Below are 22,350 nucleotides of genomic sequence, written 5' to 3'. Positions count from 1 at the left end.
GGGGCCATATCCCCGAACGGAACAGGAACCTCGGTCGCTTGGCGCTGAAAAGCGTGGCAGTATCGCGAGGTGATTCGCAGCATCGGACTCTATGGCAGGCATGGACGATCTTTTCGGCAATGACGACAACAAGCCGCAGCCGGTTCGCGCGCCAGCGCGCCCTGCGGATCCACTGGTGGTGCAAGCCACCAAGCGTCCTGCCTCGACCAAGGACGGCAGCGAGGGCTATAGCGCCGCCGACATCGAGGTGCTGGAAGGGCTGGAGCCGGTGCGCCGACGGCCAGGCATGTATATCGGCGGCACCGACGACAAGGCGATGCACCATCTGTTCGCCGAGGTCATCGACAATTCGATGGACGAAGCGGTGGCCGGCCATGCCACCTTCATCGATGTCGAGCTCTCGGCCGATGGCTATCTCGCCGTGACTGACAATGGCCGCGGCATCCCGATCGATCCGCACCCGAAGTTCAAGAAGCCGGCGCTTGAAGTGATCATGACGACGCTGCATTCGGGCGGCAAGTTCGACTCCAAGGTTTACGAGACATCAGGCGGCCTGCATGGCGTCGGCGTGTCCGTGGTCAACGCGCTGTCGGACCATCTCGAGGTCGAGGTCGCGCGGGGACGGCAACTCTATCGGCAAAAATTCTCGCGCGGCGTTCCCGTGACCGGGCTGGAACAGTTGGGCGAGGTCCACAACCGGCGCGGCACAAAGATCCGCTTCCACCCCGACGAGCAGATTTTCGGCAAGGGCGCGGCGTTCGAACCGGCGCGGCTCTACCGCATGACGCGCTCGAAAGCCTATCTGTTCGGTGGTGTCGAGATCCGCTGGACCTGCGATCCGTCGCTGATCAAGGAAAAGGACCAGACACCGGCCAAGGCGGAATTCCATTTTCCCGGCGGCCTGAAGGACTATCTCAAGGCATCGCTCGGCGACGACTTCCAGGTGACGCGCGAAATCTTCGCCGGCAAGAGCGAGAAACAAGGCGGCCATGGGTCGCTGGAATGGGCGGTGACCTGGTTCGGCGGCGACGGCTTCATCAATTCCTACTGCAACACCATCCCGACCGGCGAAGGCGGCACACACGAGGCCGGCTTCCGCAACGTGCTGACGCGGGGCCTGCGCGCCTATGCCGATCTCGTCGGCAACAAGCGCGCCTCGATCGTCACCTCGGAAGACGTCATGATCTCGGCGGCGGGCATGCTGTCGGTGTTCATCCGCGAGCCGGAATTCGTCGGCCAGACCAAGGACAGGCTGGCGACGATCGAGGCGATCCGCATCGTCGAGACCGCGATCCGCGACCCGTTCGACCATTGGCTGGCCGACAACCCGCAGGAAGCCTCGAAGCTGCTCGAATGGGTGATCGCGCGCGCCGACGAGCGGGTACGCCGGCGCCAGGAAAAGGAAGTGTCGCGCAAGAGCGCGGTGCGCAAATTGCGGCTGCCGGGCAAGCTCGCCGACTGTACGCAGAATGCCGCGGCCGGCGCTGAACTGTTCATCGTCGAAGGCGACTCGGCCGGCGGCTCGGCCAAGCAGGCGCGCGATCGCGCCAGCCAAGCGGTGTTGCCATTGCGCGGAAAAATCCTCAACGTTGCCAGCGCCGGCAACGACAAGCTTGCCGGCAACCAGCAGATCTCGGACCTGATCCAGGCGCTCGGCTGCGGCACGCGGTCGAAATACCGCGACGAGGATTTGCGCTATGATCGCGTGATCATCATGACCGACGCCGACGTCGACGGCGCCCACATCGCCTCGCTGCTGATCACCTTCTTCTACCAGGAGATGCCGGCACTGGTGCGTGGTGGCCACCTCTATCTGGCGGTACCGCCGCTTTACTCGATCAGGCAAGGCGGCAAGGTCGCCTATGCCCGGGATGACGCGCACAAGGACGAGCTTATGCGCACCGAATTTACCGGGCGCGGCAAGGTCGAGCTTGGCCGCTTCAAGGGTCTGGGCGAGATGATGGCGGCCCAACTCAAGGAAACCACCATGGATCCGAGGAAGCGCACGCTGCTTCGGATCGATGTGATCGACGCCGAGGCGGCGACCAAGGACGCCGTCGATGCATTGATGGGCACCAAGCCGGAGGCCCGCTTCCGCTTCATCCAGGAACGCGCCGAATTCGCCGAGACGGAAGTGCTGGATATCTAGCCACCAGCCGGTCCATAACAAGGCTCCAGTTGCGGAGACGAGCATGTGACCTGGGCGCGGCTGAAAGGCTATTTCGAGACGAGTTTAGCCGGCTTGACGCAACCGACGCGTTCGGACTGGATTTTCTCGCTGCGCACTGTTTCGGCTGGCCTGATCGCTCTGCTAGCCGCCTATGCGCTGAAGCTCGACCATCCGCAATGGGCCATGATGACGGTGTTCATCGTCGCCCAGCCGGTTGCCGGCATGGTACTGGCGAAGGGCTTCTACCGGCTGCTCGGCACGCTGGTCGGCGGCATCGCCGCGATCGGCATCACCACCGTTTGCGGCACCAGCCCCTGGGTGCTGGTAACGGTGCTTGCCGTCTGGATCGGCATCTGCACCTTCGTCTCGTCGCTGCTGCGCAATCCGGAAGCCTATGGCGCCGCCCTCGCGGGCTACACCGCAATGATCATCGGCCTGCCCGCTTTCGGACAGCCGCATCTCGTCGTCGACCTCGCGGTCGCGCGCTGTGCCGAGATCGTGCTTGGCATTGTCTGCGCCGGCCTGACCAGCCGCCTGATCCTGCCAAAACTGGCCAGCGACGCCATCGTCTCGCGCCTGAAACGCTGCATCCTTGATCTTGCCACCTATGCCGGCGGTGCGTTCTCCGGCGGCGACCCGGCAACGCTGTCCGCGCTGCACCGAAAGCTGATCACTGATGCCCAGACGCTCGGCGAGATGCGCGCCTATGCCAGGCTCGAAGCGCCAAGCTTCGCGCCGCGCGCCCATCCAGTCCGGCGCACCATCGGACAACTGCTCTCCGCGCTCTCGGCGGCACGCGCGCTGCATTCGCACGCCGCCCCGAAGAATGCGGCGCTCATTCCGGTGCGCTCGGAATTACAATCGCTGGTCGGCGAGCTGGCGACCAAGCCCGGCGCGCTGGACGATACGGCGCTGTGGATGGCTCGGCTCGATGCGATTGCCGGAAACGCCCGGCAAATGCCCGATACCTCGACCGACCAGGGCAACGACAGGGTCGGCACTATCACCCGCCTGACCATCGCCGCCGATTTCGCCGATGCGCTCAAGCAGGTGCTGCGCGGCCTCGACGCCTTGCGCGCGCCTGCCACACGTCCGGCCCGGGGCAGCAGGCAGCCTGCGCTGGTGGTGCATCGCGATTACGCCGGCGCATCGCGTAACGCCTTGCGTGCTGCCCTTGCCACGCTGCTGGTCGCGGCCTTCTGGCTGACGACGAAATGGTCGGAAGCGGCCGGTACGGTCATTCTCGTTGCCGTCGTATCGAGCCTGTTTGCTGCTCGCCCCGACCCTGTGCAGGTCGCCTGGGGTTTCTTCAAGGGAACGCTTCTGGCGCTGCCGTTTGCCTTTCTCGTCGGCCAGATCGCATTGCCTGCCCTGCCCGGCTTCGGCTGGTTCATGCTGTTTGTCGTGCCCATCCTTGTACCGACGGCGCTGGCCATGGCCAATCCACGCTATGTCGGCGTGGCGACGGCCTTCGCCATCAACTTCCTTGCCTTCCTGAGCCCGCACCAGGCGATGACCTACGATCCCGGACCCTTCTTCGCCGGTTCGGCGTCGATCCTGGTCGGCATCCTGCTGGCGATCGGTGTCTTCATCGTCGTGCTGCCCGCCGATCCGTGGCTCGCGGCCAACCGCATCGTGCGCGCCATGCGCGAGGATCTGGCGCGGCTTTGCCTGCATGAGCGCGTGCCGAGACGTTCGGCCTTCGAGAGCCTCGCCTACGACCGCATCAACCAGCTGATGCCGCTGGTGCAGAATGCCGGTCAGAAGGGCGATGCGGTTCTGGGCGGCGGAGTCGCCGCCGTCACCGTCGGCCTGGAGGTCCTTCGGCTGCGCGATGCAAGCCAAAGCCATGCCATTCCATCCGAGACCGCGCTTTCGATCGCCAACTTCCTGAGGGGACTGGCGCGCGAACTGCTTTTCCGCGCCCCCAGCGATCCGCAGACCTCGACCGTCGCCGTCGCCCGGCAGTACGCAGCGAACATCGCCGAGCGAAACGGCACCAGCGAATTGCTGCAGATCGCGGCATCGCTGCGCATCATCGCCGCCGCGATGGAGGATTTCCCCGACTTTTTCGCGAGGGATAAAGGTTAAGCTGCCGCTATCGCCAGCGCGTGGCCTCGCGCGTTCTCGCGCAGCGCATCGAGATGGATCGACTTGATCAAGGCGGCAAGATCGCCTTCGGCGGATTGCCCACCCACTTCCTTGAGCATCAGCCAGCTGACCTCCTGCACACCGGCGATGCGCTTGCCGTTGGCAACCTCGCGCCAGATCTTCAGCGCACGCAGGATGATGGCATGGGTGACTGCGGCGAGTCCGGCGCTGCGGAACAGCGCCTGCAAGGCCACGTCGTGCCCACCGGCCAGCAGCGCCCTTACCCTTTGTTCGGACTGCTGGCTGAGCGCGACCAGCGCCGAGCCGAAGAAATCCACCTTGCCATGCGCGATGGTGCGGATCAGAAAGCTCGCGGTAAGGTCGCCACGCAGCCTGAGATGCTCGATCAGGGCCGCATGTTCTTCCTGGCGCGTGCCTTCGATCAGCGTCACGGAAGCCTTGACGCAGGCGTCGCGCATGACGCGGTCGGCTCGCGCCGCGCCCATCATCGCCATCACCAGTGGCGACGTTTTCAACATTTCGCCAAGCTTGACGAGCAGCATATGCCGGCAGTCGGCCGGCAGCCTGATATCCGATATCAGCGCCTCGCGCACCAGCGGCAGGTGCCCATGTCGTTCGGCCATGCGGCGGAAGCTGAGCGAGGCGATGTCGGCGCCGCTGTTGGCGAGCAGCACGGCGCAGGCGTCCGCCTCGCCGATCTCGGCGATGGCCGCCGACAGCGCCATCGAGACGAGTGGCCGCTCGGCGATCAATTTCTGTGTCGCCTTCGGACTTGAAGCCACGCGGTTGATCAGGTCGGCGTCGGTGAGCAGCGGCGAGCGCGCCAACACCACGCCGGCGACTTCCGGCTGGTCGGAGGCCAGCACGCTGATGATCTGCATTGGCGCGTGGTGGCTCATCGACAGCGCCTCGGCCATCGCCAGCCGCACCTTCGACGAGGCATCGTCGAGCAACAGCGTCAGCGCCGCCTCGGCGGCGCAACGGTCCTCGAAAGGCAATTCGGAATTGATATAGGCCCGGGCCAGAGCGCTCGCCGCCGCGGCACGCTCCGACACCCTGGCCGTGTAGATCCATTTCAGGAAATGCGAAACAACAACCATGCCCGCCTGCTTACGCCTCTTGTCAGAAGCTTCTGACCCCACTGACGACCGTAGGCAGAATTGGTTTACGAACCGTTCACCATGTTCATTAACTGGCTTGCGAGCCTGATTTGCAGCGCCTATCACCGTCAAGCACCTGAGGAGAAAGAAATGGCCGGGCTTTATCTCGAAGAGTTCGTTGTCGGCCATGTCTTCCAGCACACGCTGCGCAAGACCGTTACCGAAAGCGACAACATGCTGTTTTCGGTAATGACGCTGAACCCGCAGCCGCTGCACATCGACTTCGATTTCGCCGCCAAGAGCGAATGGGGCAAGCCGCTGGTCAACTCGCTGTTCACGCTCGGCCTGATGATCGGCATTTCGGTCAATGACATCACAGTCGGCACCACGGTCGCCAATCTCGGCATGAAGGAGACCGTGTTTCCGCATCCGGTCTTCCATGGCGACACCATTCGCGTTGAGACGACAGTCATCTCGGTGCGCGAGTCCAGGTCGAAACCCGATCGCGGCATCGTCGAATTCGAGCATCGCGCCTACAACCAGCATGGCGATCTCGTCGCCAAATGCACTAGGCAAGCGATTATGCTGAAGAAGGCGATCTGACGCATGCGTTCGCTGCTGTTCATCCCTGGCGATTCCCAGAGGAAACTGGAAAAGGGTTTTGGTGTCGGCGCCGACGTGGTCATCGTCGACCTCGAGGATTCCGTGGCACCTCGCAACAAGGCGCTGGCACGCGAGGTGGCGGCGCGCTTCATCCTGGAACGCAGGGCGCAAACCAGTTCAGCCATATATGTCAGGGTCAACGACCTGTCGACCGCGCTGACGGATGACGATCTGGCGGCGTTGGTGCCGGCACGACCCGACGGCATCATGCTGCCCAAGTCGAACAGCGGCCAGGATGTGCAGCACCTGTCGGCAAAGCTCAGGGTGCGCGAGGCCGAAAACGGCTTGGCCGACGGCGCGATCAAGATCCTGCCGATCATCACAGAAACGCCGGCAGGCGTGCTCGCGGCGGCGACCTATGCCGGGACAAGCGCGCGGCTTGCCGGCCTCACCTGGGGCGCTGAAGACCTGTCGGCGACGATCGGCGCGCGCAGCGCCCGCGACGAGCATGGCCGCTACACGGACGTGTTCCGTCACGCTCGCACCATGACCATACTTGCCGCCGGTGCGGCGGAGGTCGAGGCGATCGACACCGTCTTCCCGAATTTTCGCGACATGGCGGCCTTCGAAGCGGAATGCACCGAGGCCGAGCGCGATGGCTTCACCGGCAAGATGGCGATCCACCCCGATCAGGTGCCGGTCATCAACGCCGCCTTCACGCCGTCGGTCGACGCCGTGAGACAATCGGCGGCAATCGTTGCCGCGTTCGCGGCAGCGGGAAGTCCCGGCGTCGTCAGCATCGACGGCAGGATGTTCGACCGCCCGCACCTGCGGCTAGCCGAGCGGCTTCTGGCGCGGGCAAAGGCGGCAGGTGTTTCCGCCTGAGCGCCTGCTACCAAACCAACGGGATCAGGCGATAACGGACCCGGGCCACATAGTCGTCATAGCCGCGCAAGCCGGTGCGAAGCGTCTTCTCTTCAATGAAGGTGCGGATGGCCAGGAGAACGACGATCACGAGTACCGACGCCAGCCCCCACCAGGAACCAAGCAGAAGTGCCGTGCCGGCGAAGAAGAGGATGGCGCCGGCGTACATCGGATGGCGGACGTAGCTGTAAGGCCCCGTGGAGATCACATGTTGTCCGCGTTCATCCTGGATCCTCACCACGGGCGCCGCGAAACTGTTCTCCAGCATCGTCAGATAGCAGATCCAGATTCCGAGCAGCAGGACGAGCGCGCCGACCACCTGCACCCAGACGGGAACCACGGACCAGCCGAAACGGACGTCGAACCCCATGAATATCTGCGAACCAAAGATGGCGAACAGTAGTATGGACAGCAGGACCTTGTCGGCCGTGTCCTGATTCTTCTGGATGGGAGAACTCAGCCGCTCATTCATCAGGCCGGGATCGCGCCTTGCCAGCGCCACGCCCAAGGTGAGACTGAGCCCCACCATCCCCACCAGATAGACCCAGGCCCCCGGCCAGTGCAGCGTGCCGGCCGACAGGAAGAGCAAGGCGCCCATGGCGCCAAACCAGACGAATGTTTGAAGGACCAATTTCGCGATCATGATCGGCCTTTCATGATATCCGCTCACTTGCGCTGGCAATTTTAGACCATCGGTCTACCATACCGACCGACGGTCTGTAATTCAAGCGAGCTGTGCAGAAGGTTCATCATGCCCCGTGTCATCAAGCATCCAGAGTTCAGGCGAGAAGAACTTCTGGACCATGCCCAGACGCTTTTTCTGACGCAGGGCTATGACAAAGCGAGCCTCAACGACGTGATTGCGTCCGCCGGCGTCTCCAAGGGCGCCTTCTATCACTACTTCCCCTCCAAGGAGGCTCTTCTGGAAGCCTTGGCCGATCGCTTTGCAAGACAGGCACTGGCTGGCGTGCAAGACATAATCGACGATCCGGGCCTAGACCCGCTTGACCGCCTGAATGGCCTGCTCAGCCAGTCGCGGCGGGCCAAGATCGAGACCGCGCCGGAAGCTTGGACTCTTTTCGAGACGATGTTTCGGCCTGAGAATCTGGTGCTTTTCCACCGTATCAATCTGGCCGCCAGCGCGTCGTTTTCACCTCTGCTGGTCAAGATCATCAGGCAAGGGATCGAAGACGACACTTTCAGGACCTTCGATCCGGAAGGTGTCGCCGACATCGTCATGCAGTTCGGCATGGCCACGCATGACGTCGTTGCCAAGGCAATTGCCGGCGGCAGCGACGCCGACATGGAGATCGCGATCGAGGCCCTGGAGAAACGCGTCAGGCTCTACGAGATCGCTCTCGACCGCATACTGGGTCTGCCCGATGGAAGCATCCGGATCGGCGAGCCCGGCTATGTGCGCACCGTCATGACGGCCAGGCAGCGAAGGAGTGCCGGCAAGGCGCTGGCCAAGCCTGATATCTAGTCCTTGTCCCAGCGCGGCCGGCGCATCGAAAACACCTCGTCGACGCTGGCATAGTCCATATAGCCGAGACGAGCGACATTGCCGGCCTTGGTGATGTCGAACAGGCCGTCTGTCAGGAAGGCGTCGTCGATGTGCACGCCGACCACCTCACCGGCAACAATCACAGCGCTTGTCGGCGATCCATCCAGCGCCTTTGGCCGAAAGACTTCCGTCACCCGGCATTCGAGTGCTGCCGGCGCTGCCGCCACGCGCGGCGGCCCGACCAAGCGCGACGGCGCCATGGCAAGATCGGCATAGACGAACTCGTTGACGCCGCGCGGTGCGTTGACCGATGTGCGGTTCATATTCTCCGCAAGATCGCGGCTGACCAGATTGGCGACGAACTCACCGGTCTCCTGCGCGAAAGAGGCGCTGTCCTTCTCGCCCTCGGAGGAGAACCAGACAATGAACGGCCGTGTCGAAACGGCATTGAAGAAGGAGTATGGAGCAAGGTTGATCTCACCGGCTCCGTTCAGCGTCGAAATCCAGCCGATCGGACGCGGCGCCACGATCGCCTTCGATGGATCGTGCGGCAGGCCGTGGCCCTTTGAGGGTTCGTAGAACATTCAGCCCGCCCACCGCCCCGAATAGTCGCCGTAAAGCTTTGCCGGATCGGGCCGCGGCCGCTCCGGCGCCGGGCCGGCATAGGAGCCGATATGGATGAAGCCGACGACGCGCTCCTGCGGCGCCAGCCCCAGCAGCGCCCTGCCCTCCGGTACATCCGAATACCAGTTGCTGATCATGTTGGTGCCATAGCCCAGCGCATTCGCTGCTATCATCAGGTTCATCGCCGCCATGCCGCCCGACAGGAACATTTCCCATTGCGGGATTTTTGGATTCTCCCGGGGGACAGATACGACGCCGATCACCAGCGGCGCGCGTGAGAACCGCGCCAGTTCCTGATTGCGGCGGCCTTCCGGCAATGGGCCCTCCCGCTGCTCTGCAAGCGCTGCCAGTTGCCTGCCGATCTCGACGCGGGCGTCGCCACGGTAGACGATGAAGCGCCAGGGCTCCAATCGGCCATGGTCGGGCACCCGCGAGGCAGCAGTGATCATCGTCGCGATCTCCGCATCGCTCGGCGCCGGCTGCTTCAGATCGGGGATCGGAGCGGAGTTTCGGGTCAGCAGGAAATCGATGATCGGCGACGCCATGGGCGCAAGTCTCCTGAACATTCTGTTTTGAGCTGAAGCGCACCATCGGGAATTCGGCGGCTCGGGCATTGGCGCGGGATACGCCGGACGGAAGAGAGTCGTATCGATCGGACTCTTAAGCCTTGAAATTGCCACCGCCATGGGCTTCAACGCAAGGCATGTTTGAGGGGACTGTCCGTCTTTTCCTGATCTGGCTCGGTGCCCTGCTGTTGATGGCGCCGGTTTCGTTCGCCATGGCGCAGAACGTCGACGGTGTCAGCGACCTGAAGCTTCCGGGAATTTCGAGCTACGCGACGCCGAAAGGCGAGACGTCACTGGCACTAAGCGGCGGCGGCGCCATCACGCTGTCCGCCCAGTTGACCGACAAGGGTTCCGACATCACGCGCGGCATCGTCTGGCGGGTCTTCAAGCCCGAAGCCGTCAACGGCAAATTGCCGATGGTCGCCTCCTCCCATGGCGGCACCGCCGTCTTCCAGCTCGAGCCTGGCAGCTATCTGGTTCACGCCTCCTACGGCCGGGCCGGCGCCACCAAGCGCATCACTGTCGGCAAGGACGCCAAGCGCGAAAGCCTCGTGCTCGACGCCGGTGGCCTCAAGCTCGACGCCGTGCTGTCCGGCGGCGTGCGCATTCCACCGAAGAAGCTGCGCTTTTCGATTTACGAGGGCACCGCCGAGGCCAATGGCGACCGCGCGCTGATCATTCCCGATGTCGAGCCTAACAGCGTCGTGCGGCTCAACGCCGGCATCTACCATGTCGTCTCGACCTATGGCGCGGTCAACGCGGTCATCCGCTCCGACATCCGTGTCGAGGCCGGCAAGCTGACCGAAGCGACCGTCGAGCACCACGCCGCCGAGATCACGATGAAGCTGGTGCGCGAAACCGGCGGCGAGGCGATCGCCGATACCTCCTGGTCGCTGCTCAATGAGTCCGGCGATCCGATCAAGGAAACTGTCGGCGCCTTCGCCTCTATGGTGCTGGCCGAGGGCGACTACACCATCATCGCCAAGAACCGCGACCGCATCTACCAGAAGGATTTTACGGTCGTGGCCGGGCAGAACCAGGAAATCGAGGTTCTGGCCACCGAGGCCGCGGCGATGGATCCCGAAGAAGGTGCTGATTAGACCAGACTGCAGTTCGCAATCCCTACCAGAGGAATCAGGTGTCTGCTTCATCCTCTGAACTGGCCGGATAATCCTGTCCGCCGTAGAGCACACGCAGGATGACCACGGTGTCACCGTTGACCCGGAAAACGATAAATACGCGGCGTTCAAAACCGACGATGCGGACGCCGGGGCCAACAGCGTCGCGCACGGTCCCGCGCTCCGGGAAGGTGGACAGCGCCATACACGCGGCCTCTATGCGGTTGACATAGTCGCCGGCACGCCGATTCCCGCTGTCGTTTTCGATGTAATTGTAGATGGCGAAGAGGTCGGCTTGAGCCGCTGGCCTGAAGACGACCTTATGCGTCACGCTTAGAGGCCTTCATGCGGTCCGCATGATGGGCGCGCAACGCTTTGAAGACGTCTTCTGCCGGGATGTCCGGACGCGGGTCGTCAAGGGCTTCCTGGACCTTGGCGTGCATAACAGCGGTGATGATCTGCTCCTCGCGATCGAGGGCGCGTAGCGCCGCGCGCATGACTTCGCTGGCGGAATCGTAGGCGCCCGAGGCCAGACGTGCGTCGACGCTGCTCTGCTGGCGGCCGAGGGTCACGGTGATTGGTTTGCTGGTTCTCATGGCAAGTTCGTTTCTTGCCTCCTTATAGCACCGCAACGTTACAGTGTCATACTATTTTCTGAACGGACGGTCGAGTCTCGGCCCCTCGCGAGCCGGACGTTTGTTGCCTCAAGCAGCCAGCTTGGTCCGCGCCGGCAGGAACGGAATCCGGCGGCGCCTCACGACTGGCGCAAGGTCGAACACGCCGCGATAAAGGCGGTCGAGCAACTCCTTGCGGTCGCGCAATGGCTCCAGTTCGCTCCAGCTCAGCATCTTGCCGACACGCACGTCGATCGCCTTGCCGGACAACCGCGCGAATTCGTGGATGAGCAGCGACGTGCGCAATGTCACCGAGGCCTTGCCGATGAATTTCGCCACCCGGCCGTCGCTCTCAGCCATGTTCATCGGGCCGCTGACCAGATGGAACAGCCTGCCGTTCTGCCCGGAAAAATGCATCGGGATGACCGACGCTTTGGCCTCCTGGACGAGACGGGCCGGAAACATCTTCCACGGCAGGTCGCGCGCCCGGCCAAAACCTTTTGGCGCGGTGGCGACACCGCCGGCCGGAAACACCACGATGGTGACGCCCTCCTTCAGCAGCCGCACCGCTTCATGGCGCACGGCCATGTTGTTCTTCAGCGCGTCCTTGGTCTCGGAAAAGTCGATCGGCAGCGAGTAGGGCTCCATCTCGCGGATCTTGAGCAGGTCCTTGTGGATCATCACCCGGAACGGCCGTCCGAGCTGCTCGGCCAGCGACAGCACGGCAATGCCGTCACCGATGCCGAACGGATGATTGGCGACGATCACCAGCGGCGTATCAGGCAATTGCGCTGGCGGCCACTGATCTGCCGTCCGCATGCGGACGTCGATCAGGTCGAGCATGCGGCTGAACACACGCTCGCCGGTCGGCACGACCTGGCGGCGCCAAAAATCGTAAAGCGCGGTGTAGCGGTCGCGGCCCGACAGGCCTTCGATCGAATGGATGAACCAGCGCGTCAGCGCCGGCTGGCGCGGATTGGCATAGGAAAGCTCGGGAAAGGGTCGTTCGCGCGATTTCAGCTTGAGCATAGGGGTTCGTTACAAGGTCGGCGTGACAAGGATATGAAAATGGCGGTGGATCGCTCCACCGCCATTTGGCCGAAAAACTATGCCGATCAGGCAGCGCGTTTGCGCCTGCGGTCGGGCGTGACGGCTTCTTCGGTCAATTGCGCGATCGCCTGGTCAAGGCCAAGCGATTCCTGGTCGCGTGAGCCCAGCCGGCGCATGTTGACCGTCTGCTCTTCCGCCTCGCGCTTGCCGCAGACGAGGATGACCGGAACCTTGGCCAGCGAGTGTTCGCGGACCTTGTAGTTGATCTTCTCGTTGCGCAAATCCGCTTCTGCCAACAGCCCGGCGGCCTTCAGCTTTGCCACCACTTCGGTCGCATAGCCGTCGGCATCCGAGGTGATCGTCGCCACCACCACCTGCAGCGGCGCGAACCACAGCGGGAAATGGCCGGAATAGTTCTCGATCAGGATGCCGAGGAAGCGCTCCATCGAACCGCAGATGGCGCGGTGCACCATCACAGGCTGCTTCTTCTCGGAATCGGAGCCGATATAGAAGGCGCCGAACCGTTCCGGCAGGTTGAAGTCGACCTGCGTCGTGCCGCACTGCCATTCGCGGCCGATAGCATCCTTGAGCACATATTCGAATTTCGGTCCGTAGAAGGCGCCCTCGCCCGGATTGATCGAGGTCTTGATGCGATTGCCGGATCGTGTCCTGATCGTCTCCAGCACGCTCCCCATGATCGCCTCGGCATGATCCCAGGCTTCGTCGGTGCCGACGCGTTTGTCGGGCCGCGTCGAAAGCTTGACGCTGATTTCGTCAAAACCGAAATCGGCATAGGTCGACAGGATCAAATCGTTGATGCGCAGGCACTCCGCAGCCAGCTGCTCCTCGGTGCAGAAGATGTGCGCATCGTCCTGCGTGAAGCCGCGCACACGCATCAGCCCGTGCAGCGCGCCCGACGGCTCGTAGCGATGCACATTGCCGAATTCCGCAAGTTTCACGGGTAGATCGCGATAGGACTTCAACCCATGCTTGAAAATCTGCACATGGCCCGGACAGTTCATCGGCTTCAACGCGAAGACCCGGTCGTCATCGGTGTCGTCGCCGGCGACCGTCACCTTGAACATGGCGTCGCGATACCAGCCCCAATGGCCTGACGTCTCCCACAGGCTCTTATCGAGCACCTGCGGCGCGTTGACCTCCTGATAGCCCTGCTCGTCGAGGCGGCGGCGCATGTAGTTGACCAGGTTCTGGAACATCTTCCAGCCCTTGGCATGCCAGAAGACGACGCCCGGTCCCTCTTCCTGGAAATGGAACAGGTCCATCTCACGGCCGATCTTCCTGTGGTCGCGCTTCTCGGCCTCCTCAAGCATCATCTGGTAGGCTTCGAGCTGCGCCTGGTCGGCCCAGGCCGTGCCGTAGATGCGGGTCAGCATCGGGTTGTTCGAATCCCCGCGCCAATAGGCGCCGGCCACCTTCATGAGTTTGAAGGCATTGCCGATCTGCCCGGTCGAGGCCATGTGCGGGCCACGGCAGAGGTCGAACCAGTCGCCCTGCGCATAGATCTTGAGATTCTGATCCTCAGGAATGGCGTCGATCAGCTCCAGCTTGTAGCGCTCGCCCTTGTCGGCAAAGACTTTTTTCGCCCTGTCGCGCGACCAGACTTCCCTGGTGAACGGCTTGTTGCGCGCGATGATCTCGCGCATCTTCTTCTCGATCACCGGAAAATCGTCAGGCGTGAACGGCTCGTTACGGGCGAAGTCGTAGTAGAACCCGTTCTCGATCACCGGCCCGATGGTCACCTGCGTTCCCGGCCACAATTCCTGCACGGCTTCCGCCAGCACATGGGCCGCGTCATGGCGGATCAGCTCCAGCGCGCGCGGGTCGTCGCGGGTGACGATCTCGACCTTGCCGGACTTGCCGAGCGGATCGCTGAGATCGCGAACCGTGCCGTCGATCGCATAGGCGACCGCCTTCTTGGCCAGCGATTTCGAGATCGATTCGGCGAGGCCGGCACCGGTCATCGCCGCGTCGTATTCGCGGACGGAGCCATCGGGAAATGTCAGGGAAACGGAATTCAGCATATATATCTCCTATCCAGTCCCGCAAACGAGCGCGGGTGGTTGAAATGCATGTCGCCCAAAAGTGTATGGCGGTTTTGGGTTACGATATGCATAGGGAAAAGCCGGATGCGTCCGGCAGCGGCTGTCTTTTATGGACAGATTCCGCCTCCGTAAAGCCCGGCTCAAATGTCCAGCGTTCATTTGATGAGGAGCGGCAGGTCCTTCAGGAACGCGGCGCGGGTCTTGAGGCCCTTGGGCATGTCGGTGCGGTTGGTGTCGACGACAAGCCGCGCAAAGACGATCTGGCGGCCATCCTTTTGCGCCCAGCCGACGAACCAGCCGAGCGAACGCTTGTCCTGAACCTTGTCGACGTCGTTGCGCAGCCTGGTGCTTCCGGTCTTGCCTTGCACCGTCCAGCCTCCGGCCTGGAAGGTCGGGATGATGGCTGATGTCATGTCGTAAGCCCTGGCCGAGACAGGCAGCTTGCGGGCCAGCAGCTTGCGCAGGAATTCGACCTGCTCGACCGGCGTGATCTTGAGCGAGGAATTCACCCAGGACTTGGTCAAACCATCATTCTTGCCGGGATTGCCGGAAACATCGGCGTTGCCGTAGTCGAATTTCGAGACATAACCGGCAAAACTCCCAGACACAAGCCGGCGGGTGATTTCCCGGGAAAACCACAGGATCGAATCCCGCTCCCAGACCACCGGATCGACGGTCTTCTGATCCCGCTTCACCGCGTTGAATTCAGGCTTGTAATCCCAGCTCGGCGTGTGCTCGTCGCTCAGGATCCCGCTGTCATAGCCGATCAGCGACAACGGCACCTTGAACGTCGAAGCCGGGCTGAACCGCTCGTCGCACACCCCGTCCTGGTAGAGCGCCTTGCCGCTCGCCGCATCGGCGATCACCGTGCACTGCACGTCCCCCAGCGGCGCCGATTGCGCGCGCAGCGGAAATCCCAGGAGCCAGGCGAGCAGGAACAGTATCCCGGCAAAGATGAAGGGAAGACGGTCGAAATTGCGCATTTTCTGCTCGCTCCAGAAGGGGGTTCCGGAGCGGCTTAGCGAGGTCTCTTGTCTCGATTTTGTCTCAAATGCGCAGTCTTTGTGCAGGCTGTTGTTAACCCTACCGGATCGTAAACGGGCAGAGCCGGCGGGACCTGACTGACGCGATCACCCCTGCGCTTCGCCGCGCTTGCTGCCGATCCGCCAGTACCGCCATGGCGTGAACCAGACATAACGATCCTCCAGCACCTCCGGCACGAGGTCTATGCCATGCGTGCCGAATGGCCCGCAGCGCAGCATCCGGAAAAATCCCATCCAACCGCCCGCCCACAGGCCATGGCGGGCGATCGCCTCATGGGCATATTCCGAACAGGTCGGCAGATGCCGGCAGGAATTGCCGACAAAGCCCGACAATGTCAGCTGGTAGAGGCGCACGAGCGACGTGCCGAGGAGACGGCCCGGCGTCTTGCGCCATGGACCGGGCCAGTTACGGCCGCGTTTCGGCGGCCGGGCGATATGCGCATGCCCATGCTGGTCGCGCACCACAGTCTCCGTTTCGCGTTTCCCACGCGATAGATGTGGGCTTCTACTGGAGAACGCAATCCCCGCGCCCTGCATGGCCCCACCGTCACGGACGGAAACGACGAAACGGCTGCCAGTCAGCCGAAGCCACCCACCGGCCACGACTGGTCGGCTCTTCGTAACGCTTTTTATGCTGTCTTCTGCCACGCCATTGAAACGTTGCGATCCGCATGACATCGCCAAAGATGCTCAGCAACTGGATCATGGTCGGTCTCCTTTGATGCGATTAGAACGGCCGCTGGCCTTCGCCTTCAAACGAGTATAATTTCCACTTCGGATAATCCTGGGTTATGCGAAATGAAGCGTGGGCGCCTGCCGTTGACGGCATTGAGGAGCTTCGAGGCGGCGGGCCGGCATCTGAGCTTCAGCCGGGCCGCCGAGGAGCTTTTCGTCTCACAGGCGGCGATCAGCCGGCAGATCCGGGAACTCGAAATCTTCCTGCGCCAACCCTTGTTCAAACGTCACCATCGCCGTGTCGAACTGACCGACACCGGACGGCGTCTGCTGGATCAGCTTGTCAGAAGTTTCGACGCTATCGATACCTTGCTTGGAGAACTGGTGGCGACACCGGCGCAGTCCGTGGTCCGTGTCAGTGTCGAGCCGTCGCTTGCATCCGTGTGGCTGGTGCCACGGCTCAACCGGTTTCGCCAATTGCGGCCTGACATCGACATCTCGCTCGAGGTCGATCCAAGGCTGATCGAGTTCCGCAGCGATCAGCCGGAGCTTGCCTTGCGCTTCAGCGCACATGCCACCGCGTGGCCGCGCAGCGAAGCCGAGCAACTTGCTTCGACAGTCGACTCACCTGTTCTGTCGCCGGCGCTGCTTGCCTCGGGCCCCGCCCTCGAGAAGCCGATCGATCTTGGTCGCTACACGCTTTTGCACGAGGAGAACCGCCAGGGCTGGGCGCGCTGGTTCGAAGCGGCCGGCGTGCCCGCCGACGCCGTGCCGGCGCGCGGGCCGATGCTGGCGGATGCGTCGCTTTCAAAGCAGGCCGCCTTGCTCGGACATGGCGTTGCACTGGGCGATCTCTTGCAGATCGGCGGAGAAGTCGCGTCCGGCGCGCTGGTCAAGCCGTTCGACATCGACGTCGCATCCGGCGCCTATTGGCTGGTGGCCAGAAGCTTGCGCGATCTGTCGGAGCCGGCCGCCGCGTTCGCGGACTGGGTACGCGGCGAATTTGCCGAAAGCAGACGTGCATTGTAAACGGTCGGTTGCCGGCCCTCAGGCTTCGGCGCGCTTCTCGATCTGGCCGATGGCGTCGACCACGGCGTCGAAAGTCAGCATGGTCGAGGCATGACGGGCCTTGTAATCGCGCACCGGCTCCAGATATCTGAGGTCCGCGAAGCGACCGTCCGGCGGGGCGCCATCTTCCTTGAGCATCTTCAGCATGGTGTCGCGCACCGCGCGCAATTCCTCGGCGCTCGCGCCGACGACATGTTGCGCCATGATCGATGACGACGCCTGGCCGAGCGCGCAGGCCTTCACATCATGGGCAAAGTCCGTGACCACGCCGTCCTGCATCTTGAGGTCGACGGTGACCGTGGAACCGCATAGCTTGGAGTGCGCCTTGGCGGTTGCGTCAGGATGATCGAGCCGGCCGATGCGGCCAATGTTCCCGGCAAAACCGAGAATTTTCGCGTTGTAGACCTCGTTTATCATTATTTTCCAATCCGTCGCCGCCAAGCGAACAGCGATTGCCGCTGTCGTGTCTTCCTTTCGCTCGCTATGACCTTATATAATGGTGGCAGTCCGGTATCGACAAGAAGACGAAAGCCAATGTCCTTGCCGGGAAGTTCACGCCGCTTACGGGGCTGGAAACGGGGCGAGTTTCCGACACCGAAAGGTCGTGGTCCGTTCAACTCGTCCCTCCGCCGAGAGGGACTACGGGAGACGCCTTTATGGATGCCGTCATCAAGAAGCTCATGCCACAGTCAGCCTATATGGAAAAGCCGGTCACCGACCGGCCGAGCGAAGCCGAAGTCGAAGCCGCCGTGCGCACGCTTTTGCGCTGGACCGGCGACAATCCGGACCGCGAAGGGCTGGTCGACACTCCGAAGCGGGTGGCAAAGGCCTACCGCGAAATGTTCGGCGGCTATGACATGTGCCCGGCCGACGAGCTCGGCCGCACCTTCGAGGAGGTCGCCGGCTACGATGATCTGGTCATCGTCAAGGACATAACATTCCATTCACATTGCGAGCACCATATGGTGCCGATCATCGGCAAGGCGCATGTCGGCTATCTTCCGGACGGCAAGGTCGTCGGCCTGTCCAAGATCGCCCGCGTCGTCGATATCTTCGCCCACCGCCTGCAGACCCAGGAGGCGCTGACGGCGCAGATCGCCGGCGTCATCCAGGACGTGCTCAATCCGCGCGGCGTCGCCGTCATGATCGAGGCCGAGCACATGTGCATGGCCATGCGCGGCATCCGCAAGCAGGGTTCAACCACGCTGACCTCGACCTTCACCGGCGTTTTCAAGGACACGCCCGAAGAGCAGGTCCGTTTCGTCACCATGGTGCGCGGCGGCGGGGTCTGATCGGCCCTCGCCGGCCATCAGACCATGATCCCGAAAAGTGGAGACCGGTTTTCGGACAAGATCATGGTCAAAGAGGAAAATGGACCGGCGATGTCGGCACTGGAATTTCCAAAAGCTCCGTCAGACAAGAAAGCGCTTGAGGAAGGCGCGGTGTTTTCGCCGCGCTTCGATGCAGCCGGGCTGGTCACGGTCATCGTGACAGACGCCGCGGACGGCATGCTGTTGATGGTTGCGCATATGAATGCGCAAGCACTGGCACTGACACTGGAGACCGGCATAGCCCACTACTGGTCGCGCTCGCGGGACGCACTTTGGAAAAAGGGCGAAACATCAGGCAATTTTCAGCATGTCGTCGAGATGCTCACGGATTGTGACCAGGATGCCATATGGTTGCGCGTCAAAGTGTTGGGCCACGACGCAACCTGTCACACTGGCCGGCGTTCATGCTTTTATCGGACGGTGGGGCTGATCGATGGCAAGGGGACGCTTGCCGACGACGGCAGCAAGCCGCTGTTCGATGCGGAAAAAACGTATCGGAAACCACTAGCTTGAACCTTCTGCCTGACACCGACCACACAGATTCATCATTTCGATACGGCCCGCTCGTATAGTAGCCGTGGGACAAGGGAGATCATGATGCTCGAGTGGGCGTCATTGCGTAACAGACCAGATGTCAGGGAGGCCAACGGCCTGTCCTCGTCAGGCGGCGCGTCCGAAACGAACTCCCAGAAGAAAACAGGCATTTCGCTCGCCTTGGGTGGCGGTTGCGCCCGCGGCTGGGCGCATATAGGCGTGCTGCGCGCGCTCGACGAAGCCGGCATCGAAGTATCGATGATCGCCGGCACCTCGATCGGCGCGCTGGTCGGCGGCTGCTATCTCGCCGGCAAACTGGACGAACTGGAAGAATTCGCCCGCAGCCTGACCAAGCGCCGCATCTTCGGCCTGCTCGATCTCAATTTGCGCGGCAGCGGCCTGTTCGGCGGCATGAAGCTCGATGCAAGGCTGCGCGAGCACATGGCCGGCATTCGTTTCGAGGACCTGACCAAGCCGTTCGTGGCGGTCACCTCCGAAATCCGCACCGGCCACGAAATCTGGCTGTCGAGCGGCTCATTGATCACCGCCATGCGCGCCTCCTATGCGCTTCCCGGCGTGTTCGAGCCGGTGAATTGCAATGGCCGCGTGCTGGTCGACGGCGCGCTGGTCAACCCCGTACCGGTTTCGGTCTGCCGCGCGTACGAGCAGCCGCTCGTCGTGGCGGTCAACCTTCACTATGATCTGTTCGGCCGTGCCGCGGTGATAAAACACAGCGCCGGCGAACTGGTCATCGAAAAGGACGCACCAAGGCCCGGCAAGGTCGACGCCGAGCACCAGTCGCATCAGACGCGGCTCGGCATTACCGGCGTCATGGTCGAGGCCTTCAACATCATCCAGGACCGCATTTCGCGTGCCAGGCTTGCCGGCGACCCGCCCGATATGTCGCTGCAGCCGAAGCTCAGCCATATCGGCCTGACCGAGTTCCACCGCGCCGACGAGGCGATCAACATCGGCTATCAGGCGACGATGGCCCAGATCGGCGAGTTGACCCGGCTGCAGACCGTTCTCGCCTGATCAAAACCTACGCACGCGCCGCATCGGTGATGCGAAACTGCACGGTGCGGTTGCCGTTCCAGTAATTTCCCGACAGCGAACCGGCGACGTGGATCGTCTTGCCCCGGTTCTTGAACAGAAATTCGCCAAGCGCGGTATCGACGGCGCGAAAGGCGATCGCCTGGATGCGGCCGCCGCTTTCCGATTGCAGCTCCACGCGGATGTGGTTGGTGCCGACCGGCCGCGCATCGGCTAGTCGGTGGCGCGGCAGCGCGAAAACGGGGGCAGCGTGCCCGGCACCGAAGGGTCCGGCCTTTTCCAGCGCGTCAAGCAGGCTGAGCGTCGCGCCTTCAGCGGCAAGCGCACCGTCTATGGCCAGGCTTTCCTCGCCCTGCAGGCGGAACACGTCGGCTGCCGCCCGCTCTTCGAAAAACGCCCTGAGCTCACCAAGCTTCGCCCGCTCCACGGTGATGCCCGCCGCCATGCCATGGCCGCCGCCCTTGACGATCAGCCCCGCAACGGCCGCCTCGCGCACCAGCCGGCCGAGGTCGAAACCCGAGACCGAGCGGCCCGAACCGGTGCCGATGCCCACAGTGTTGAAGGCGATGGCGAAGGCCGGCCGGCGGGCGTGGTCCTTCAATCGCGAAGCGAGCAGGCCGACAATACCCGGATGCCAGCTGTTGCTGGCGGTGACGACGATAGCCGGGCCATTGCCGCCGGCAAGCTCTGCATCGGCCTCGGCGCGCGCCGCCGCGAGCATCTCCTGCTCCATCAACTGCCGTTCCTGGTTGAGCCGGTCGAGCGTCTCGGCAATGGTGCGCGCCTCGACCGGGTCGTCGGTCGCAAGCAGCCGGCTGCCAAGTGCGGCATCGCCGATGCGTCCGCCGGCATTGATGCGCGGCCCGATCAGATAGGCCAGATGGAAAGTGCTGATCGGCTCGCCGATGCGCGACACCCGTGCCAGCGCCGCCAGCCCTTCGTTCTTCTGCTGGCGCGCCATCTGCAGCCCTTTGACCACGAAGGCTCGGTTGACGCCGGTCAGCGGCACCACGTCACAGACTGTGGCCAAGGCGACGATATCAAGCAGCGAAAGCAGGTCCGGCGGTGTGGCATCGGCCATGCGGCCGCGCAGGATTCTCGCCGTCTGCACTAGGGCGAGGAAGACCACACCGGCGGCACAGAGATGGCCTTGCCCGGAAAGGTCGTCCTCGCGATTGGGATTGACCACGGCAATTGCCGCCGGCAAGGCACCGCCGACCTGATGGTGGTCGAGCACCACGACATCGGCCCCGGCCTCGTTGGCGGCATCGACTGAAACGGCGCTGTTGGTGCCGCAATCGACGGTGACGATCAGTGTCGCGCCGCGCGAAACCAGTTCGCGCATGGCCTCGGGATTGGGACCATAGCCCTCGAAGATGCGATCCGGGATATAGATTTCCGACGGCACCGAGAAATGCGCGAGGAACCGCTTCAGCAAGGCCGACGAGGCGGCGCCGTCGACATCATAGTCGCCGAAGATCGCCACCTTTTCCCTGGCCATTACTGCGGCGGCGATGCGGGCCGCCGCCCTGTCCATGTCGGTCAGCGATGCCGGATCCGGCAGAAGATCGCGGATCGTCGGGTCGAGAAACCGCTCGGTCTGTTCGGCGGTGACACCACGGCCGGCAAGCACCCGCGCGACGATGTCGGGCACGCCATGGCCTTGCGCGATGGCGAGCGCAATCATGTCCTGGCGTTCTGTCAGCCGATGTTCCCAGGAAACCCCTGATACCGACTGCCTGACATCGAGGAAGAGGCGTTTTTCGCCGGTCATACGCTTTGCCAACTCATCGTTGGCCGCACGACAATGCATGCCGCCCATAAGTGCGCAGCGGTTTTGAGGCCACGACCTGCATTGGCAACAATTTCAAGCGCGTCACGTTCACGCGACGCTCTATAGGCCAAAGGCGGGCAAAGCCATGCGATTCACGGGTGTGCGCCGTCCCGGAATAGGTCAAGAAAACTGCGCTTTCCGCTTTTCAGCCTGTCGCCTAAGCCATTCGTCGGCCGCATCGCCCATCGTCTTTTCCACACCGTCCTTGAGCCAGGCCATGAAAGGCCGGTCGAACATGAATGCGTTGCCGCATTCCCGGATGAGAAAGCGACGCACATTCTGGGTGTTGCGATAGGACTTTGTGATGGCGGTGGCACGCGAAATCGGATCCGCATGCCAGTCGAACGGTTTCATCGTCAAATCC

General features: G+C 62.9%; 24 protein-coding genes. 10 read left to right on the top strand and 14 right to left on the bottom strand.

What is annotated here, in order from left to right; genetic code table 11:
- The first annotated feature begins 91 nt into the window (after nt 1–91).
- Nucleotides 92–2,149, top strand: coding sequence for a DNA topoisomerase IV subunit B (gene parE / locus NKI99_RS09665; RefSeq protein ID WP_023810500.1), 2,058 nt, complete (start codon nt 92–94; stop codon nt 2,147–2,149).
- A 45-nt stretch (nt 2,150–2,194) separates the two neighbouring features.
- Nucleotides 2,195–4,261 carry an FUSC family protein gene (locus NKI99_RS09660; RefSeq protein ID WP_352610680.1) on the top strand — a complete coding sequence of 689 codons (2,067 nt, stop codon included), beginning with the start codon at nt 2,195–2,197 and terminating at the stop codon, nt 4,259–4,261.
- Here NKI99_RS09660 and NKI99_RS09655 read toward each other — a convergent pair.
- Nucleotides 4,258–5,382, bottom strand: a complete 1,125-nt coding sequence (locus NKI99_RS09655; RefSeq protein ID WP_352610678.1) for a DUF2336 domain-containing protein — start codon at nt 5,380–5,382, stop codon at nt 4,258–4,260. The genes NKI99_RS09660 and NKI99_RS09655 overlap by 4 nt on opposite strands.
- 150 nt (nt 5,383–5,532) lie before the next feature.
- On the opposite strand from NKI99_RS09655, the gene NKI99_RS09650 reads away from it, so the two are divergent.
- Both NKI99_RS09650 and NKI99_RS09645 read left to right on the top strand, forming a co-directional pair.
- Nucleotides 5,533–5,985, top strand: coding sequence for a MaoC family dehydratase (locus tag NKI99_RS09650; protein WP_352610677.1), 453 nt, complete (start codon nt 5,533–5,535; stop codon nt 5,983–5,985).
- 3 nt (nt 5,986–5,988) lie between these two features.
- A complete protein-coding gene (locus NKI99_RS09645) occupies nt 5,989–6,870 on the top strand; it encodes an HpcH/HpaI aldolase/citrate lyase family protein (RefSeq protein ID WP_352610676.1) in 882 nt (293 codons plus the stop codon).
- A gap of 7 nt (nt 6,871–6,877) precedes the next feature.
- Here NKI99_RS09645 and NKI99_RS09640 read toward each other — a convergent pair whose 3' ends face one another.
- Entirely contained in the window at nt 6,878–7,552 is a 675-nt protein-coding gene (locus NKI99_RS09640) for a methyltransferase family protein (protein WP_023810495.1), read from the bottom strand.
- Between the two features lie 108 nt (nt 7,553–7,660).
- Between NKI99_RS09640 and NKI99_RS09635 the strand changes: the two genes are divergently transcribed.
- A complete protein-coding gene (locus NKI99_RS09635; protein WP_352610674.1) occupies nt 7,661–8,392 on the top strand; it encodes a TetR/AcrR family transcriptional regulator in 732 nt (243 codons plus the stop codon).
- On the opposite strand, the gene NKI99_RS09630 is transcribed toward NKI99_RS09635, so the two are convergent.
- Together NKI99_RS09630 and NKI99_RS09625 are read right to left on the bottom strand one after the other, a co-directional pair.
- The gene (locus tag NKI99_RS09630; protein WP_352610673.1) at nt 8,389–8,997 is read right to left on the bottom strand and encodes a flavin reductase family protein; all 609 of its coding nucleotides are present in this window, start codon (nt 8,995–8,997) and stop codon (nt 8,389–8,391) included. The two genes, NKI99_RS09635 and NKI99_RS09630, sit on opposite strands and share 4 nt — an antisense overlap.
- Nucleotides 8,998–9,582 carry a nitroreductase family protein gene (locus NKI99_RS09625; protein ID WP_352440235.1) on the bottom strand — a complete coding sequence of 195 codons (585 nt, stop codon included), beginning with the start codon at nt 9,580–9,582 and terminating at the stop codon, nt 8,998–9,000.
- Nucleotides 9,583–9,740: 158 nt separating this feature from the next.
- On the opposite strand from NKI99_RS09625, the gene NKI99_RS09620 reads away from it, so the two are divergent.
- Nucleotides 9,741–10,703 carry an RgsD C-terminal domain-containing protein gene (locus tag NKI99_RS09620; protein WP_027036844.1) on the top strand — a complete coding sequence of 321 codons (963 nt, stop codon included), beginning with the start codon at nt 9,741–9,743 and terminating at the stop codon, nt 10,701–10,703.
- Nucleotides 10,704–10,737: 34 nt separating this feature from the next.
- Here NKI99_RS09620 and NKI99_RS09615 read toward each other — a convergent pair whose 3' ends face one another.
- From NKI99_RS09615 to NKI99_RS09585, 7 genes are all read right to left on the bottom strand, one after another.
- Complete coding sequence (locus tag NKI99_RS09615) at nt 10,738–11,052, bottom strand: type II toxin-antitoxin system RelE/ParE family toxin (protein WP_352440234.1); 315 nt, start codon at nt 11,050–11,052, stop codon at nt 10,738–10,740.
- Entirely contained in the window at nt 11,042–11,317 is a 276-nt protein-coding gene (locus NKI99_RS09610) for a type II toxin-antitoxin system ParD family antitoxin (protein WP_023810489.1), read from the bottom strand. The genes NKI99_RS09615 and NKI99_RS09610 overlap by 11 nt, the downstream gene beginning before the upstream one ends.
- A 108-nt stretch (nt 11,318–11,425) precedes the next feature.
- Entirely contained in the window at nt 11,426–12,364 is a 939-nt protein-coding gene (locus NKI99_RS09605) for a lysophospholipid acyltransferase family protein (protein WP_352610671.1), read from the bottom strand.
- An 86-nt stretch (nt 12,365–12,450) separates the two neighbouring features.
- A complete protein-coding gene (thrS, locus tag NKI99_RS09600; RefSeq protein ID WP_023810487.1) occupies nt 12,451–14,427 on the bottom strand; it encodes a threonine--tRNA ligase in 1,977 nt (658 codons plus the stop codon).
- 176 nt (nt 14,428–14,603) lie between these two features.
- Nucleotides 14,604–15,431, bottom strand: a complete 828-nt coding sequence (gene blaOXA / locus NKI99_RS09595) for a class D beta-lactamase (RefSeq protein ID WP_352610670.1) — start codon at nt 15,429–15,431, stop codon at nt 14,604–14,606.
- Between the two features lie 147 nt (nt 15,432–15,578).
- The gene (gene yidD, locus NKI99_RS09590; protein ID WP_023810485.1) at nt 15,579–15,953 is read right to left on the bottom strand and encodes a membrane protein insertion efficiency factor YidD; all 375 of its coding nucleotides are present in this window, start codon (nt 15,951–15,953) and stop codon (nt 15,579–15,581) included.
- Between the two features lie 85 nt (nt 15,954–16,038).
- Nucleotides 16,039–16,197, bottom strand: a complete 159-nt coding sequence (locus NKI99_RS09585) for a hypothetical protein (protein ID WP_352610668.1) — start codon at nt 16,195–16,197, stop codon at nt 16,039–16,041.
- Nucleotides 16,198–16,289: 92 nt separating this feature from the next.
- Between NKI99_RS09585 and NKI99_RS09580 the strand changes: the two genes are divergently transcribed.
- Nucleotides 16,290–17,195 carry a LysR substrate-binding domain-containing protein gene (locus NKI99_RS09580; protein ID WP_352610667.1) on the top strand — a complete coding sequence of 302 codons (906 nt, stop codon included), beginning with the start codon at nt 16,290–16,292 and terminating at the stop codon, nt 17,193–17,195.
- Nucleotides 17,196–17,213: 18 nt separating this feature from the next.
- Here NKI99_RS09580 and NKI99_RS09575 read toward each other — a convergent pair whose 3' ends face one another.
- Entirely contained in the window at nt 17,214–17,651 is a 438-nt protein-coding gene (locus NKI99_RS09575) for an iron-sulfur cluster assembly scaffold protein (protein WP_023810483.1), read from the bottom strand.
- A 239-nt stretch (nt 17,652–17,890) separates the two neighbouring features.
- Between NKI99_RS09575 and folE the strand changes: the two genes are divergently transcribed.
- The 3 genes from folE (at nt 17,891) to NKI99_RS09560 (ending at nt 20,134) form a co-directional block, all read left to right on the top strand.
- Nucleotides 17,891–18,526: a GTP cyclohydrolase I FolE gene (folE, locus tag NKI99_RS09570; RefSeq protein WP_023810482.1), complete on the top strand. Its 636-nt coding sequence runs from the start codon at nt 17,891–17,893 to the stop codon at nt 18,524–18,526.
- A gap of 90 nt (nt 18,527–18,616) precedes the next feature.
- Nucleotides 18,617–19,078 carry a phosphoribosyl-AMP cyclohydrolase gene (gene hisI / locus NKI99_RS09565; RefSeq protein WP_352440229.1) on the top strand — a complete coding sequence of 154 codons (462 nt, stop codon included), beginning with the start codon at nt 18,617–18,619 and terminating at the stop codon, nt 19,076–19,078.
- An 81-nt stretch (nt 19,079–19,159) separates the two neighbouring features.
- The gene (locus tag NKI99_RS09560) at nt 19,160–20,134 is read left to right on the top strand and encodes a patatin family protein (RefSeq protein ID WP_352440228.1); all 975 of its coding nucleotides are present in this window, start codon (nt 19,160–19,162) and stop codon (nt 20,132–20,134) included.
- A 7-nt stretch (nt 20,135–20,141) separates the two neighbouring features.
- On the opposite strand, the gene recJ is transcribed toward NKI99_RS09560, so the two are convergent.
- Complete coding sequence (gene recJ, locus NKI99_RS09555) at nt 20,142–21,926, bottom strand: single-stranded-DNA-specific exonuclease RecJ (RefSeq protein WP_352552877.1); 1,785 nt, start codon at nt 21,924–21,926, stop codon at nt 20,142–20,144.
- Between the two features lie 180 nt (nt 21,927–22,106).
- The gene (locus tag NKI99_RS09550) at nt 22,107–22,340 is read right to left on the bottom strand and encodes a DUF6434 domain-containing protein (protein ID WP_023810478.1); all 234 of its coding nucleotides are present in this window, start codon (nt 22,338–22,340) and stop codon (nt 22,107–22,109) included.
- Nucleotides 22,341–22,350 lie beyond the last annotated feature (10 nt).

Source organism: Mesorhizobium sp. M0239 (assembly GCF_040321815.1).
In the GTDB taxonomy this organism is placed as follows: domain Bacteria; phylum Pseudomonadota; class Alphaproteobacteria; order Rhizobiales; family Rhizobiaceae; genus Mesorhizobium.
The sequence above is the reverse complement of the archived record's forward strand: the minus strand, read 5'-3'. Positions and strand labels throughout refer to the sequence as shown.